This is a genomic window from Microbacterium sp. MMO-113, assembly GCF_037148555.1.
Classification (GTDB): domain Bacteria; phylum Actinomycetota; class Actinomycetes; order Actinomycetales; family Microbacteriaceae; genus Microbacterium.
This window is the reverse complement of record NZ_JBBCTD010000001.1, coordinates 192,173-206,552: the sequence shown is the minus strand read 5'-3', so window position 1 is coordinate 206,552 and position 14,380 is coordinate 192,173. Positions and strand designations below refer to the sequence as shown.

The window sequence follows — 14,380 nt, the reverse complement described above, 5'->3', positions numbered from 1 at the left end:
CCTCTCGGGACCGGCCCCTCGCCCTCAGCGCAGCCGCGCGAGGAACCGGTCGATGTAGTTCTCGTAGTCGGCGATGCGGTCGCCGTCCGGGTACATGAGGTTGATGACCGTCGCCCCGACCGCCGCGGAGATGTACTCGTCCGCCAGCGGGCCGTAGTCCTGATCGCGGATCGACCCCTCGTCGCGGGCCGCCTCCATGCGCGCGATGAGCGAGGCTCGCCACGAGCCCAGGTGTCCGCGATAGAGCTCGGCCAGCGACTCGTTCGCCATCGCGTACTCCCAGAGCGCCAGGAGCACCCGGCCCGCGGCGATCTGCTCCGGGTCGCGCGGCACGGTGGCCTGCAGGAAGCCGCGCAGCGCGTCGTCCGCCGCCACCGGTTCCTGCCCCGCAGCCTCCACGCCCTCGGACATCTGCTGCAGGATGGTCTCGAACGTCGCCGCGACGATGCTCTCCTTCCCGGGGAAGTAGTGCTTCAGCGCACCGTTCGCGAAGCCCGCCTCCGCGGCGATGCTGCGCATGGTCGCCGCCTCGAACCCACCCTTCAGGATGATGCTCTTGGCCACCTCGACGATGTCCCGTCGCCGCTGGTCGTGGTCGATGATCTTCGGCATGGCGTCCTTCCGGCCGAGTCCGGGGTGTGGCGTGTTCCGGCCTGGAGCTACCGTACCGCCGCATCGGGCACCTCCCGCAGAGCGAGCCATTGCTCCCGGCGTACCCGTTGAGCCCCCGGGTCCGCGACGGGCGACGCCAGCCGCAGGCGTTCGGCGTAGGGGTGGCGAGGCGCGCGGGTGACCTGCTCCCCGTCTCCGATCTCGACGATCTCGCCCCGGTACATCACGGCGACCCGGTGACAGACCCGCCGGACGACGCCGAGGTCGTGCGAGACGAACAGGTAGGCCACGCCGGTGTCGCGCTGCAGCTCGATGAAGAGGTCGAGGATGGTGGCCTGCGTGGTGAGATCGAGCGCGCTGACCGGCTCGTCGCACACGATCAGCCGCGGACCGCGGACGAGGGCGCGGGCGATCGCGATGCGCTGCCGCTGCCCGCCGGAGAACTCGCTCGGGTATCGGTCCATGCTCGCGGAGGGCAGCCGCACCCGGTCGAGCATGTCGCGCACGCGCTTCTCGGCGGCCTTCGCCCCGATGCCCGTCGTCAGCAGCGGCTCGGCGAGGATGTCGCCGATGGTCAGTGCCGGGTTGAGGGAGCCGTACGGATCCTGGAACACGACCTGCACATCGTCGGCGAGCGCCCGCCGGGCCCGGCGGCCGAGGTCTCCGATATCGCGACCGTCGAAGCGGATGCGCCCCGCCGTCACCGGGGCGAGGCCGAGGATGGCCTTGCCGAGCGTCGACTTCCCGGATCCGGACTCGCCGACCAGGCCCAGACACTCACCGGGGGCGATGTCGAGGGAGACGCCGTGCAGCGCGCGGAAGGCGTGCCGACCCCGGCCGTACTCGACCACGAGGTCGTCCACCTGCAGCAGGGGGTTCACCGGAGCGGTGTTCATGCGGGGACCTCCGTCCGCCGGCCGTCGAGCGCGGCACGGCCCTCGGCTTCGTCGAGCGACGCGGCGATGAGCTCGCGCGTGTACTCCTGGGTGGGCGCGGCGAAGAGCTCGTCCACGGGCCCCGACTCCACGATGTCGCCGCCGCGCATGACGATCACGCGGTCGCAGATGTCGGCGACGACGCCGAAGTTGTGCGTCACGATGAGCAGCGCCATGCCGTACTCGGCTTGCAGCTCCCGCAGCAGTTCGAGGACCTCGGCCTGCACGGTGACGTCGAGGGCGGTGGTGGGCTCGTCGGCGACGAGGAGCGACGGCCGACCGGCGATCGCGCCGGCGATGAGCACGCGCTGCGCCATGCCGCCGGACACCTGATGCGGGTAGCTGCGCATCACACGGTCGGGGTCGGACAGCCCCACCCGCAGGAGCACCTCCCGCGCGCGCTGCCGGGCGGCGGCCTTCCCGAGCCCGTGCGTCCGGCGCAGCGGCTCGATGAGCTGATGCCCGATCGTGTACGAGGGGTCGAGGTTGCTCATCGGCTCCTGCGGCACATAGCCGATGGTGCGTCCGAGCAGTGCCTGGCGCTCCTTCGGCGTCGCGTGGGTGACCTCCGCGCCGCCGACCCAGATCGCGTCGGCGGTCGCCCGGCCGGTCGCGGGGAGCAGGTCGAGCACCGAGAACACGGTCTGCGACTTGCCCGACCCGGACTCGCCGACGATCCCGACGACTTCCCCGGGCGCGACGTCGAGCGTCACGCCGTGCACGACCTCGGTCTCCCCCGTCGGCGTCGCGTGGACGACGTGCAGGTTCTCGACGCGGAGGGCCGACGCCGGGGCCTCGTGGCGGACACTGCCCGTGGCGGGAGCCGCGGCGACCTCGTCCGTGGTCTCGAGCACTCCGCGCCGCCGCCGTCGGGCCGCGCGCGGCGTGCGCACCTGCACGAGCTCGGCGAGGGTGGAGCCCATGATCGCGAGGACGGCGATCGTGAGACCGAGCGCGGCGGAGGGCCACAGCAGCATGAGCGGATAGGTGAGCATGAGCCGGAAGCCCTCGAGCATCATCGCGCCCCAGCTCGGCACGTTCGAGTCGCCGATGCCGAGGAACTGGAGCCCCGCCTGCATGCCCATGGCGATACCCGCCGTGAGCGCGGTCTGGATGATGACCGGCGGGTAGACGGCCGTGATGACGTGGCGGAAGATGATGCGCGCGTCCGACAGGCCCGACACACGGGCGGCGTCGATGTACGCCTCGCCGCGGACGGCGAGCGTCTGCGACCGTGCGATGCGGAAGTACCCCGGGACCATGAAGACGCCGACGGTGACCATCAGCAGCTCGAAGTTGTTGCGGCTGCCGGCGGCGACCACGAGGAGGATGATCATCCCGGGGATCGACTGGAGGGCGTCGCTGATCCAGGTCGCGACCCGGTCGAAGACGCCGCCGAAGTACCCGGCTGCGACACCCGAAGGGACCCCGATGACGAGCGCCGTGACGATCGTGATGAGCGCACCCCACAGCGTCGTCCTCGTCCCGTAGATGAGGCGGCTGAGGATGTCGCGGCCGGTGGAGTCGCCGCCGAGAAGGTGCTCCGGCGAGGGCGGGGCCTTCGCGGCTGCGAGGTCGACGAGGTTCGGGTCCATCGGCGCCAGCAGCGGCGCGAACACCCCGACGAGCACGATGAGCACGAAGATCGCGAGCGGGATGTAGCCGCCGGGATGACGGAGGAAGCGTCGGAACAGGCTCGACCGGCGCTTCTGGGCTGCCCGGTCGAAGGCGACGCGGATGTCTGTCGTGGTCATGCGACGCGCACCTTCGGGTTGATCCAGCCGAGCACGAGGTCGAGCAGGAGGTTGATGAGGACGACGAAGACGATGGAGACCACCGTGATCCCGAGCAGCATGGGGATGTCGCCGTTCTGCGACGACTGGTTCGTGAGCTGCCCCAGACCGGGGAGGCTGAAGATCTGCTCCACCACGATGGCGCCGGAGAGCAGGCCCACGAACATCAAGGCGATCACCGTGAGCGCGGCGGGCGAGGCGTTGCGGAGGATGTGCAGGTTCACCCGGGCGGCGGACAGGCCACGGCTGCGGAGGGTGCGCACCCAGTCCTGGCGGCTCTGGGCGATCACGGCATTGCGCAGCTGCTCCGACACGGCGACGATGCCGCCCAGGGCGAGGGAGATCGCCGGGAGCGTGATCGAGCGCAGCCACCCTTCGACGGACTGGGTCGGCGGGACGTAGCCGACGGCGGGGAACCACTTGAGCTGCACGGCCAGCCACATCACCAGCACCAGGCTCACCCAGAACCCCGGGAGCGCGAAGAGGACGACGGAGATCCCCTTGATGATCCGGTCGAACCAGGTGCCGGGGCGGAGTCCGGTGATCATGCCGAACGCGACGCCGATGACCGCGGTGATGAGGGTCGCGAGGGTCACGACGGAGAGCGTGACGGGGACCTTGACCGCGAGCTGCGCGCCGACCGGCTGGAAGTTGCGCCACGAGACGCCGAAGTCGAGCAGCACGGCGTGGGAGAACCAGTCCCAGAACTGCACGATCAGGGGGCGGTCCAGACCGATCTTCGCCGCCAGCGCCTCCTGCTGCGCAGGACTCGCCGTGGTCCCGAGGAGCGAGGCGGTCGGATCGCTGATCGCGAGGTGGGCGAGGAAGAACGTGCCGATCGAGACCGCGACGAGCAGGAGGATGCCGGACAGCACCCGCTTCGCCGTGAAGAGGAGCATGGGGGCCTCTCGAGGGTGAGGAGGAGGGGAAGGGGTGCCGGGGCGGCCGCGTGGCGACCGCCCCGGCGGGCGTTCAGCCCTGCGTGATGTACCGCAGCGTCGGGAACATCATCCCCACGACGGGCTGCAGCTGGATGCCGGGCGCCGTGTAGTAGATGTTGTTCGCCTGGTACCAGACCGACCACCAGGCCTGGTCGACGAGGGCCTCGTTGAGCTCCTCGATGGCGGCGGTCTGCGCGTCGCCGCGCTCCGTCTGCACCTTCTCGACGAGCGGGGCGATGACCTCGTTCTTCGCGTAGTCGGGCTCCGGGTTGAACCACTGCACGCTCGTCAGCTGCCGGGAGACGGTGGCCACGTCGTTGCCGTCCATCGCGAGGAAGGAGATGAACATCGGGTAGTTGGGTGCGTTGAGCTGGTAGTCCGGCATCTGCATGTTGTCCCAGGTGACGGTGATGCCGAGCTCGTTGAGGGCTTGCTCGGCCGACGGCTTCCACATCTCGAAGATCGGGGACATCGGCATCGAGATGTCGAAGCCGTCCGGGTACCCCGCGTCGGCCAGGAGCTCTTTCGCCTTGTCCATGTCGAACGCGTAGGCGTCGTTGAGCTCGGGGTCGTTGATGTCGCCGCCGTCCGGGAAGACCTGGTTGGTGGCCACGCCCGCACCGCTGCCGACCGCCGCGAGGACGGCCGCACCATCGAACGCGTAGTTCAGCGCCTGGCGGACCTCGAGCTTGCCGAGGGGCTCGCTCTTCGCGCCGGTGTGGTCGGTGATGACCAATCCCGCCCACCCGGAGACGCGCTGGGCGGTGTTCCAGCCCTGCTGCTCGGCCTGGTCGAGGTTGGCCACGTCGCCGTACTGCACGTTGATCTGCCCGCTGAGCATCGCGTTGTGCCGGGCGGTCGCGTCGGTGATCGGGTAGATCGCGAGTTCGGCGAACGGGTACGTCTTCGCGTCCCAGTGGTCCTCGGTCTTGGTGAAGTGGTACTCGGCGCCCGCGACGCTGGTGTCGCTGTCGAGCACATAGGGGCCGGAGCCGACCGGGTCGCTGCCGAGCGTGCCCGCCTCGATGGAGGCCGGGGGCATGACGTAGCTGCGGCCGAGGCCCATCAGGTAGAGGATCGTGTCGTCGCGCTGCGTGAGGGCGATGCGGACGGTGTCGTCGTCGACCTTCTCGAAGCCCTTCGCGTTGACGTAGGCCTCACCGGACCGGGCGCCGGCCTTGAGGTACTCGAGGCTCGCGACGACGGCGTCGGCATCGACCGGCGTGCCGTCGCTGAACACGGCGTCGGTGCGGATGTCGAGGTCGATGCTGAGGTCGTCGTCGGCCACGGTCCACTTCGTCGCGAGCGACGGGATCGGGGTGCCGTCGGCGTCGAGGGCGATCAGGGCGTCGTACACCGCGGACAGGTAGGGGCCGTCGAACCCGATGTCGGCGAGGGACGGATCCCACGACGTGACATCGAGGAAGTTGCCGATGTTGAGGGCGTCGGGGCCTTCGGCGCCACCGCCGTCGGACGGCGAGGGCGTTCCGCCGCCGCTGCAGCCGGCGAGCGCGAGGGTCGCGGCGACGGCGGCGGCGACCGCGAGGGGCATTCGTTTCATGGTTCCTTCTCTCGGGTGCAGGGGGTGGTGAAGAAGGTTCGAAGAGCCGCTGACCGGAGACCGGGACCGACGCCACTTCGATGTGTCGTGCTGGTTAGTCTACATGCGTGGAAAAAGAGCGCAAGCGTGTTTCCGCCCCCGGGCGCGCGGACTGATGCCTCAGCGCGCACGCACCTTGCTCCCCCGCGCACACCCCCGCGGGTGCAGGCACGGGCACCGGGATCAATACCGCACCCCTGCCCTCCCCGCGCGGCCCATTTCTGATCCCGCCACCGCGCCCACCCCTCCAGCCGGATCAGAAACGCCCCTCGGTGATGCCTTTTCGGCACCCCTTTCATCCCGCACCGGGGTGAGCGACGGCGCGAACGGGCCACGCGGGCACCCCCGCGGGCCACCGTGCCCCTTCCCGGGATCAAGAACGCACCGCCCACCCGGGCCCCAGGAGCATTTCTGATCCGGCGCGTGCGCGGGGCACTTCCGATCCAGCACGGAGGCGAGGAGCCCTTCTGATCCGGGCTCCGGAGAGCGGTCCGGTCCCGCACGAGCGGCGGGCCCGGTGATGGACAAACAGTCACCACCAGAAGCGGGATCAGATTCGGCCGCTCGCCCTCCCTGCGCGGCGCGTTTTCGAATCGGCGCGGGGAACGTCACGCCGTGCGGGATCAGAAACGGGCCCTTGGGGTGCCTGCGAGGTGCGGAACTGATCCCGCACGCGGAGTGGGGCGCGGGGGCGAGCGAAGCGGGATCAGGAACGTGCCTGCGGGACGCGCGGGAGGTGCGGAAGTGATCCCGCACGGGGAGGGGAGATACGGGGGTCACCAGGTGCCGTCGGGGCGGACGGCGTGGTCGACGCGGCAGTCGGCGAGGGCGGCGCGGACCTCGGCTCCGTGGTCGCGGGCGAGGGCGAGGGCGGCGTGGTTCTCCTCGAGCTGCGCGACGCGGGAGGCACCGAAGAGCACGGTGGCCGTCGCGGGGTTCGCCAGACAGAAGGCGATGCCGAGGGCGGCCGGGGTCACCCCGAACTCCCCCGCGACCCGTGCGACCTCGGGGTACACGGCGAGGATCCGCTCGCGGATACCTCCGACGTCGGCACCGATCTTGCGCTGGGGCATCCGTCCGGTGGCGAGGATCCCGCCCTCGAACACGTCCGAGGCCTGCAGCGCGAGGGTTCCGTCGGCGAACAGCGGGCCGTACGCGTCACCCTCCGCCATGGCCCGTCGGGCGATGCCGTACTTGAGCTGCGCGAACGAGGGGCCGATCAGCCCCTGCGCATCCGCCTCGGCGAGAGCCGCCCTGGTGTCCGCGATCCGCCAGTTGTTGATTCCCCACGAGTCGATCAGGCCGTCCGCGAGGAGGGCGTTCACGTCGGCGACGAGCCGCGGCACGTCCGGGGCGTCGAGGTAGTCCCCCACCACGAGGGTGTCGAAGCGGTCGAGGCCGGCCCGCTCCAGTGACTCCTCGATCTGCCCACGGAAGCCCTGGTTCGGCCAGTCCCAGAGCCAGAGCTTGCCGCACAGCACGACGTCGGAACGGTCCACCCCGCTCGCCCGGAAGGCCTCTCCGAAGAGGATGTCGGTCCGGGAGTTCTCGGCGTGCGGTCCCATGTTGTAGTACGCGATGTCGAAGAATCCGGCGTCGAGCTCGACCGCCCGGTGGATGAGCTGCACGGCGTCGTCGAACTCCATGCGATCCCAGGTGTTCCACGATCCGAGGGCGAGCGGCGGCACCGTCGCGCCTCCCGGGGACAGCGGCTTGCGGGGATAGATCACATCGGACATGAGGGCTCCTTCGCCGTCTCCAGCACGGGGTTGTGTTTTTCTATGGTTGTAGAATATAACGGAGGAATCCCATCGCAACACCGTCAGTGAGGACGACCATGACCGCTTCCCCGCGCCGTATCCTCGTCACCGGAGGAGCCTCCGGGCTCGGCCGCGGCATCGCCACCGCCTTCCGCGCCGCCGGGGATGATGTCTTCCTCGGCGACGTGGATCTCGATGCCGCCCGGGCCGTCGCCACCGAGATCGGAGCCACCGCCCTCCCCCTCGACATCGGCGACGAAGCGTCGGTGCAGGCGGCGGCCGAACGGATCCACGCGGCCGGCGGACTCGACGTCCTCGTCAACAACGCCGGCGTCGTCGCCGGCGGCGGAACACTCCAGGAGGTCGCGGTCGACGCGGTCGATGCGGCTCTGCGCGTCAACGTCCGCGGCACGTTCCTCATGCTGCGGGTCTTCGGCGGGCTGCTCGCCACGGCCGGCCACGGGGCCATCGTCAACATCTCCTCGATCGGCGCCCGGCAGCCCACCCCCGGCCTCGGGCACTACGAGGCCACGAAGGCCGCGGTCGACGCGCTCACCCGGACCGCGGCCATCGAGCTCGCCGGCTCCGGGGTGCGGGTCAACGCTGTCGCCCCCGGCCCCGTGCTCACGCCCCTGACCGCCGACTTCGCCTCGAACCCGGATGCCCGCGCCGCGTGGGAGTCGCGCATCCCGCTCGGCACCATCGCCGAGGTCGACCAGGTCACCCCGCTCGTGCTGTTCCTCGCGAGCAGTGCTGCCAGCCACATCACCGGGGTCTCGGTCCCCGTCGATGGCGGCCAGCTCCTCGTCTGACCGCGTCCCCCTCCGTGCGGGATCGATTCCGCCCCTCCCGGGCACCGCGGAGGACCGTTTTCGATCCCGCTACCCGCCCCGCGACTGGAGAACCATGACCCTCCCCACCACCACCCGCGCCGCGGTGCTCACCGCGCACGGCGAGCCGCTCACCCTGCAGGACCTCCCGCTGCCCGCCGAGATCGAACCCGGCGCCGCCCTCGTCCGCATCGCCTGCACCACGCTGTGCGGCACGGACATCGAGATCTGGGAGGGGAGGATGTCGTTCCCCGGCATGCTGCCCCTGGTCCTCGGCCACGAGATGGTCGGCGAGATCGTGGCCACCGGACCCGACACCCGCGACGCGCTCGGCCGCCCGCTCTCCGCCGGCGACCGGATCGGCTGGTCGGAGTCCACCTGCGGCGAGTGCCACGGCTGCGTCGTGCTCCGGGAACCGGTCGCCTGCTCCCGCCGCGGCTACGGCTTCCTCCAGCGCGCGGACGTGCCGCCGTTCGCGACGGCCGGGCTCTCCGAGTACGCGTACGTCACCCCGGGTGCCGCCAAGCTCCTGCTCCCGGCCGCGGTCAAGGACACCTGGGCCTCGATGGCGGGCTGCGCCGCGAAGACCGTCCTCCGCGCGTTCGAGCGGGCCGGTCGTATCCGCCCCGGCTCCCGCGTGGTGGTGCAGGGCTCGGGCGCCCTCGGCATCTTCGCCACGGCAGTCGCGACCATCGCGGGTGCCGGGCAGGTCATCACCGTCGGCGCTCCCGCGGCCCGCCTGGAACTCGCCGCCCGCTTCGGCGCCGACGCCGTCGTCGACTTCCGCGACGGTCCCGTCGTCGACCAGGTCCTAGCGCTGACCGGAGGCCAGGGGGCGGACCACGTGTTCGACTTCGCGGGCGCCCCGAGCGTCGGACCGGACGCCGTCGGCATGGCCGCCCAGCGCGGCACCGTCGCGATCGTCGGCTCGACCGGCCCTGCTGGGGACGGCTTCGCCCTCAGCACGATCATGGGCAAGGAGCTCACGGTGGTCGGGTCGCTCAACGGCGACATCTCCGACTACGCCCGCGCGATCGACTTCTTCACGGCGTTCGCCGACCGCTTCCCCTGGGACGACCTGTTCAGCGCCCCGGTCGGGCTCGCCGACGCCTCCGCGAAGATCGCGCACATGCACCACCTCGATGAGGTCAAGGCCGTCATCGACCCGAGCCTCTGAGGATCATCATGACCACTTCCCTCCCCCTTCGCGAGATCGGCCGCAGCGGCCTGCATGCCTCCCTGTTCTCCCTGGGCTCGTGGCACACCTACGACCGCATGGACTTCGCCGACGCGGTCGCGCTCCTCCGCGAGGCCACCGACCGCGGGGTGAACCTCTTCGACGTGGGCGTGTACTCCGCACCCGGCGCCCCGCCCGTCTTCACCGACGTGATCTTCTCGGCGATGGTGCGCGCAGCGGGGCTGCGCCGAGAGGAGTGGCTGCTGTCGTCGAAGCTCTGGTTGGAGGCCCTCGGTGCCGACGGCTTCCGCCCGCAGCTCGAGAACGCCCTGATGCGGGTGGGCACCGAGCACGCCGACCTCGTGATCCTCGGCGACCTGCGCCGCGACGACCTCGACCTGCGCGACCTCGTGCTCGACCTCGCCGCCCTCACCGACGCCGGGCTCATCCGCGCGTGGGGCGTGAACAACTGGTCGGCGGGGAGCATCCAGACCCTGATCGACCTCGCCGCCGCGGAAGGCGTGCCCGGCCCGCAGATCGCGCAGCTCAAGTACAGCGTCTCGCGCCGGTCGATCCCGGACGGCGAGCCGTTCGCACGCCTCTGGGAGCAGGGCCTCACGCTGCAGGCCTCGGACTGCCTGGAGGGCGGGATCCTCGCCGGGACGGTGAACGGCGGCCGGCAGATCGGGCGCGACCCCGGCGACATCCGGGAGCGGATCATCGCCGACGTCCCCGCGTTCACCGCGGTCGCGGAGGACCTCGGCGTGACCCCCGCCCAGCTCGGTATCGCCTTCACCCTCACCCACCCCGCCCTGACGACGACCCTGTTCGGCGCCTCCCGCGTCGCGCAGCTGCGGGCGAACCTCGACGCGGCCGCCCTCGTCGACCGCATCGGCGCCGCCGAGCTGCGCCGTCTCGTCGAGCCCTTCTGGGCCGACCGCGGGGTCGTCGACCCCGAAGGCCCCTGACGCCGTCCCACCCGAGGAGAACCATGACCATCCCCGTCCCCTTCGATCCCGACGTACAGGCCGTGCTCGACGAGATCGCGAAGAACCCGCAGCCCGCGCTCACCCGCGAGACCCTGCCGCGCGACGGCGTCGACCGGATGTTCCCGGACAACGACACCGTGATCGCCGGCCGGGACATCACGTGGGAGGACCGCGTCATCCCCGGCCCGCCCGGAGCCCCGGACATCGAGGTCACGATCTTCCGACCGGCGGGTTCCGAGACCTCGACGCTCCCGGGCTTCGTGAACATCCACGGCGGCGGCATGATCGTCGGCCACCGCTCGTGGGAGACGGCGCGGGTCGTCGACATCGTCGCGGAGCACGGCGTCGTGGCCGTGAACGTCGAGTACCGCCTCGCACCGGAGGACCCGTACCCCGCGGGCGTGGAGGACTGCTACGCGGCCTTCGTGTGGACGCACGCCCACGCCGCGGAGCTCGGCATCGACCCCGCGCGCATCGTCGTGGGCGGAGGCAGCGCGGGCGGCGGTCTCACCGCGGCCGTCGCCCTGCTGGCGCGCGATCGGCGGGGCCCTGTCATGGCCGGGCAGCTGCTGCTGTGCCCCATGATCGACAACACCAACACCACGGTCGCCAGTCGGCAGTACGACGGCATCGGCACCTGGCAGCGCGACATGAACCTCCTCGCCTGGTCATGCGTCCTCGGCGAGGAGCTCGCGTTCAGCGCCGAGGCCCCGGCCTACGCCGCGCCGAGCCGCGCGACGGATGTCTCCGGCCTCCCGCCCGCGTACATCGAGGTCGGCGAGGCGGAGATGTTCCGCGACGAGGACACCGCGTACGCCCTCCGGATCTGGGAGACCGGCGGACAGGCCGAGCTGCACGTGTGGGGCGGCGGCGCCCACGGCTTCGACATGTACATGCCGGAGGCCGAGATCACCCGCGCCGCCCTCGCCGCCCGTGCCTCCTGGCTGCGACGGATCTGGCGGGCCGCCGCATGAGCACGCCGGAGCCGGTGCCCTACGACCCGGAGCTCGTCGCCGGACTCGACGCCTTCGTCGACCTCGTGGAGGTCATCCCGCTGCGCGCGGACACGATCCACACCAACCGCGACCACTTCGCCACGATCATCCCGCCGATGGCCGTGCAGGCCGAGGGCCGCGCCGTGACCTGGGAGGACCGGGTCATCCCCGGCCCCGTCGGGGCTCCGGACCTCGAGATCACCGTCGTGCGCCCGGCGCAGGCGCCGTCGGACCCGGCCCCGGCGGTGCTGTCGATCCACGGCGGCGGCATGGTGCTCGGCACGCGCTTCTTCGGCACCGCCGAGCTCATCGACCTCGCGGAGCGGCACGGCGTCGTCGGCGTCGCGGTCGAGTACCGCCTCGCCCCCGAGCACCCCGGACCGGCGCAGGCGGAGGACTGCTACGCGGCGCTGGAGTGGATGGTCGCCCACGCCGACGAGCTCGGCATCGACACCTCCCGCATCATCGCCTCCGGGCAGAGCGCCGGGGGCGGGCTCTCGGCGGCGGTCGCGCTGCTCTCCCGCGACCGCGGCGGGCCCCGGCTGGCCGGGCAGCTCCTCGGCTGCCCGATGCTCGACGACCGCAACGAGACCCCGTCGACCCGCCAGTACGACGGCTTCGGCGCCTGGGACCGGAACAACAACGACACCGCGTGGGACGCGATCGCCGGGGCCGACCGGTTCACCGATCGCGTGTCGCCGTACACGGCACCGGCCCGGGCCACGGATCTGGCAGGACTCGCTCCGGCGTTCATCGAGGTGGGCGCCGCGGAGACCTTCCGCGACGAGGCCGTCGCCTACGCGTCGCGGATCTGGGCCACGGGCGGGCAGGCCGAACTGCACGTCTGGGCGGGCGGCTACCACGGCTTCTCCGGTTTCTCCCCCGATGCCGAGGTCTCGCGGGCCGCGGTGGCCGCGCGGGAGAGCTGGCTGCGCCGCGTGCTTCGCCTGGGCGGATGAGTCTCCCGGCGCGCGGTGAGCCCGCACGGATGGGCACGCTGCGGGCGGTGCTCGTGCTCGGCATGCTGGAAGCCTTCGGTCCGCTGTCGATGGACCTCTACCTCCCGCAGCTTCCCCAGCTCGCGGCGTCGCTCGGCACGACCGAGGCCCTGGCGCAGGTGACGATGTCGGCGTGCATGATCGGCCTCGGTCTGGGGCAGCTCGTGGCCGGTCCTCTCAGCGACCGGCTGGGCAGGCGGCTGCCGCTGCTGATCGGCGTCGCGGCGTTCGCGGTGCTCTCCGCGGTGTGCGCGGTCGCCCCGAACATCGAGCTGCTGCTCGTCGCCCGCTTCCTGCAGGGGCTGGCGGGATCGGCGGGCATCGTGATCTGCCTGGCGATCGCCCGTGACCAGTTCGAGGGGGTCGAGCTCTCCCGCATGCTCTCGCTGCTGTTCCTCGTCTCGGGCACCGCGCCGATCATCGCCCCGGTGGTGGGCGGCCAGCTCGCCCGCATCATGGACTGGCGCGGGATCTTCGGCGTGCTGGCCGGGATCGGCGTCGTCCTGCTGCTCGTGGTCGTCTTCCTCCTGCCGGAGACGCTGCGACCGGAGGCGCGCCACGGCGGAGGCCTCCGCGTGCTGCGGGCGCACGCCGGCGCCGTGCTGGGCGACCGGCTGTTCGCCGCGGTCCTGTGCGCCTCCGCCGGTGCGGGCGTGGCGTTCTTCACCTATCTCTCGATGTCGTCGTTCGTCCTGCAGGACGAGTTCGGCCTCAGCCCGCAGAGCTTCAGCCTCGCCTTCGCCGCCGGCGCCCTCGCGAGCATCGTCGGCAGCCAGTCGAGCCGCCTGGTCGTGCGCCGGTTCGGCCCCCTCCGTGTCTACCTCGGCGGGGTCACGGCGACGCTCGTCGCGACCACGACCTTCCTCGTCCTGGCCCTCAGCGGGACGGGGGCGGCGGGCATGGTGGCGGCACTCGTCGGGTTCATGCTGTGCGCGGGCCTCGGCGGCCCGAACGGCCAGACGCTCGCCCTCGCGCATCACGGCGCCAGGGCGGGGACGGCGTCCGCCCTGCTCGGCATGTCGTCGTTCCTGTTCGGCCCGGTGCTCGCCCCGGTCGCCGCCGGGATCGGGGGCACGAACGCCGTCACGATGGCGGTCACCATGACCCTGGCCGCCGCCGTCGCGGCGATCGCCGCCTGGGCCTTCGTCCGCCCCGCCGCGCGGGAGTGAGGCCGGGGGTCGCACGGTCAGCCGGCGACGCCCATCGCGACGACCCCGACCGCCATCGCCCAGGACTCCACCGCGAGCAGCCGGGCAGTACGACCTCGATGTTCCGTCGGACGCAGGGCTGCGGCGAGCGTCCACCCGACGACGGCGAGGGTGCCGAGCACGATGAGCGCACCGAGCGCACCGCCGACGCTGTGCCCCGTGTGCCCCGCGGACGTCACGTCCTGACCGCCCGCTCCGGCGGCACCGTGGAAGGCGCAAATCGCCATCACGAGCGCCCCGAGAGCGCGGTGGCAGCAGCCGGCCGCCGATGCCGCCCCGCGGACGCCCATCGTGCCGATCATGCCGGACGCGAGCATCAGGGCACCGAGCAGCAGCGCGCCCAGCGCTCCCGCGCCGCCCGTCGCCATCAGCAGCATCCCCACCGCCATCACCACCGCGGCCTGGCGCCCCTGCCACGGCACAGCACGACGCGCGGCGAGGCACGCGCCGGCCGACACGAGCCCCGCCGCCGCCATCAGCCACGATGCTGCCGGGAGCAGGAAGTCCACAGCCGAAGTATATTGATCGATCGCTCAAAAAAG

At 71.7% G+C, this 14,380-nt stretch carries 13 protein-coding genes; 6 read left to right on the top strand and 7 right to left on the bottom strand.

The window, feature by feature from the left end; all coding sequences use genetic code 11:
* Positions 1-24: 24 nt before the first annotated feature.
* The 6 genes from WFJ36_RS00940 to WFJ36_RS00915 form a co-directional block, all read right to left on the bottom strand.
* A complete protein-coding gene (locus WFJ36_RS00940) occupies positions 25-612 on the bottom strand; it encodes a TetR/AcrR family transcriptional regulator (protein ID WP_025103887.1) in 588 nt (195 codons plus the stop codon).
* Between the two features lie 47 nt (positions 613-659).
* Positions 660-1,508 (bottom strand): ATP-binding cassette domain-containing protein, encoded by an 849-nt coding sequence (locus WFJ36_RS00935; RefSeq protein WP_336642457.1) that lies wholly within the window; start codon positions 1,506-1,508, stop codon positions 660-662.
* Positions 1,505-3,301, bottom strand: coding sequence for a dipeptide/oligopeptide/nickel ABC transporter permease/ATP-binding protein (locus WFJ36_RS00930; RefSeq protein WP_336642456.1), 1,797 nt, complete (start codon positions 3,299-3,301; stop codon positions 1,505-1,507). Before WFJ36_RS00930 ends, WFJ36_RS00935 begins: the two co-directional genes overlap by 4 nt.
* Entirely contained in the window at positions 3,298-4,239 is a 942-nt protein-coding gene (locus WFJ36_RS00925; protein WP_247642057.1) for an ABC transporter permease, read from the bottom strand. The genes WFJ36_RS00930 and WFJ36_RS00925 overlap by 4 nt, the downstream gene beginning before the upstream one ends.
* A gap of 73 nt (positions 4,240-4,312) precedes the next feature.
* Positions 4,313-5,842, bottom strand: coding sequence for an ABC transporter substrate-binding protein (locus tag WFJ36_RS00920; protein ID WP_336642455.1), 1,530 nt, complete (start codon positions 5,840-5,842; stop codon positions 4,313-4,315).
* Positions 5,843-6,657: 815 nt separating this feature from the next.
* On the bottom strand, positions 6,658-7,620 hold the full coding sequence (locus tag WFJ36_RS00915) for an aldo/keto reductase (RefSeq protein WP_071328108.1): 963 nt from the start codon (positions 7,618-7,620) through the stop codon (positions 6,658-6,660).
* 98 nt (positions 7,621-7,718) lie between these two features.
* Here WFJ36_RS00915 and WFJ36_RS00910 point away from each other — a divergent pair, with 98 nt between their 5' ends.
* The 6 genes from WFJ36_RS00910 to WFJ36_RS00885 all read left to right on the top strand — a co-directional run bounded on the left by WFJ36_RS00910 (position 7,719) and on the right by WFJ36_RS00885 (position 13,799).
* On the top strand, positions 7,719-8,453 hold the full coding sequence (locus WFJ36_RS00910) for an SDR family NAD(P)-dependent oxidoreductase (RefSeq protein ID WP_071328107.1): 735 nt from the start codon (positions 7,719-7,721) through the stop codon (positions 8,451-8,453).
* A gap of 94 nt (positions 8,454-8,547) precedes the next feature.
* On the top strand, positions 8,548-9,648 hold the full coding sequence (locus WFJ36_RS00905; RefSeq protein ID WP_292788862.1) for a zinc-binding dehydrogenase: 1,101 nt from the start codon (positions 8,548-8,550) through the stop codon (positions 9,646-9,648).
* A gap of 8 nt (positions 9,649-9,656) precedes the next feature.
* Positions 9,657-10,616: an aldo/keto reductase gene (locus WFJ36_RS00900; protein ID WP_336642454.1), complete on the top strand. Its 960-nt coding sequence runs from the start codon at positions 9,657-9,659 to the stop codon at positions 10,614-10,616.
* Between the two features lie 23 nt (positions 10,617-10,639).
* A complete protein-coding gene (locus tag WFJ36_RS00895) occupies positions 10,640-11,611 on the top strand; it encodes an alpha/beta hydrolase (RefSeq protein ID WP_292788856.1) in 972 nt (323 codons plus the stop codon).
* Entirely contained in the window at positions 11,608-12,591 is a 984-nt protein-coding gene (locus WFJ36_RS00890) for an alpha/beta hydrolase (RefSeq protein ID WP_071328103.1), read from the top strand. Before WFJ36_RS00895 ends, WFJ36_RS00890 begins: the two co-directional genes overlap by 4 nt.
* Positions 12,588-13,799 (top strand): multidrug effflux MFS transporter, encoded by a 1,212-nt coding sequence (locus tag WFJ36_RS00885; protein WP_336642453.1) that lies wholly within the window; start codon positions 12,588-12,590, stop codon positions 13,797-13,799. The genes WFJ36_RS00890 and WFJ36_RS00885 overlap by 4 nt, the downstream gene beginning before the upstream one ends.
* Positions 13,800-13,816: 17 nt before the next feature.
* On the opposite strand, the gene WFJ36_RS00880 is transcribed toward WFJ36_RS00885, so the two are convergent.
* Positions 13,817-14,347: a hypothetical protein gene (locus WFJ36_RS00880; protein WP_336642452.1), complete on the bottom strand. Its 531-nt coding sequence runs from the start codon at positions 14,345-14,347 to the stop codon at positions 13,817-13,819.
* Between the last annotated feature and the right edge of the window lie 33 nt (positions 14,348-14,380).

Bases quoted from the DNA above. Each gene is read 5' to 3' on its own strand.
- WFJ36_RS00940 (WP_025103887.1), bottom strand. From the start codon at position 612: ATGCCGAAGATCATCGACCACGACCAGCGGCGACGGGACATCGTCGAG.
- WFJ36_RS00935 (WP_336642457.1), bottom strand. From the start codon at position 1,508: ATGAACACCGCTCCGGTGAACCCCCTGCTGCAGGTGGACGACCTCGTG.
- WFJ36_RS00930 (WP_336642456.1), bottom strand. From the start codon at position 3,301: ATGACCACGACAGACATCCGCGTCGCCTTCGACCGGGCAGCCCAGAAG.
- WFJ36_RS00925 (WP_247642057.1), bottom strand. From the start codon at position 4,239: ATGCTCCTCTTCACGGCGAAGCGGGTGCTGTCCGGCATCCTCCTGCTC.
- WFJ36_RS00920 (WP_336642455.1), bottom strand. From the start codon at position 5,842: ATGAAACGAATGCCCCTCGCGGTCGCCGCCGCCGTCGCCGCGACCCTC.
- WFJ36_RS00915 (WP_071328108.1), bottom strand. From the start codon at position 7,620: ATGTCCGATGTGATCTATCCCCGCAAGCCGCTGTCCCCGGGAGGCGCG.
- WFJ36_RS00910 (WP_071328107.1), top strand. From the start codon at position 7,719: ATGACCGCTTCCCCGCGCCGTATCCTCGTCACCGGAGGAGCCTCCGGG.
- WFJ36_RS00905 (WP_292788862.1), top strand. From the start codon at position 8,548: ATGACCCTCCCCACCACCACCCGCGCCGCGGTGCTCACCGCGCACGGC.
- WFJ36_RS00900 (WP_336642454.1), top strand. From the start codon at position 9,657: ATGACCACTTCCCTCCCCCTTCGCGAGATCGGCCGCAGCGGCCTGCAT.
- WFJ36_RS00895 (WP_292788856.1), top strand. From the start codon at position 10,640: ATGACCATCCCCGTCCCCTTCGATCCCGACGTACAGGCCGTGCTCGAC.
- WFJ36_RS00890 (WP_071328103.1), top strand. From the start codon at position 11,608: ATGAGCACGCCGGAGCCGGTGCCCTACGACCCGGAGCTCGTCGCCGGA.
- WFJ36_RS00885 (WP_336642453.1), top strand. From the start codon at position 12,588: ATGAGTCTCCCGGCGCGCGGTGAGCCCGCACGGATGGGCACGCTGCGG.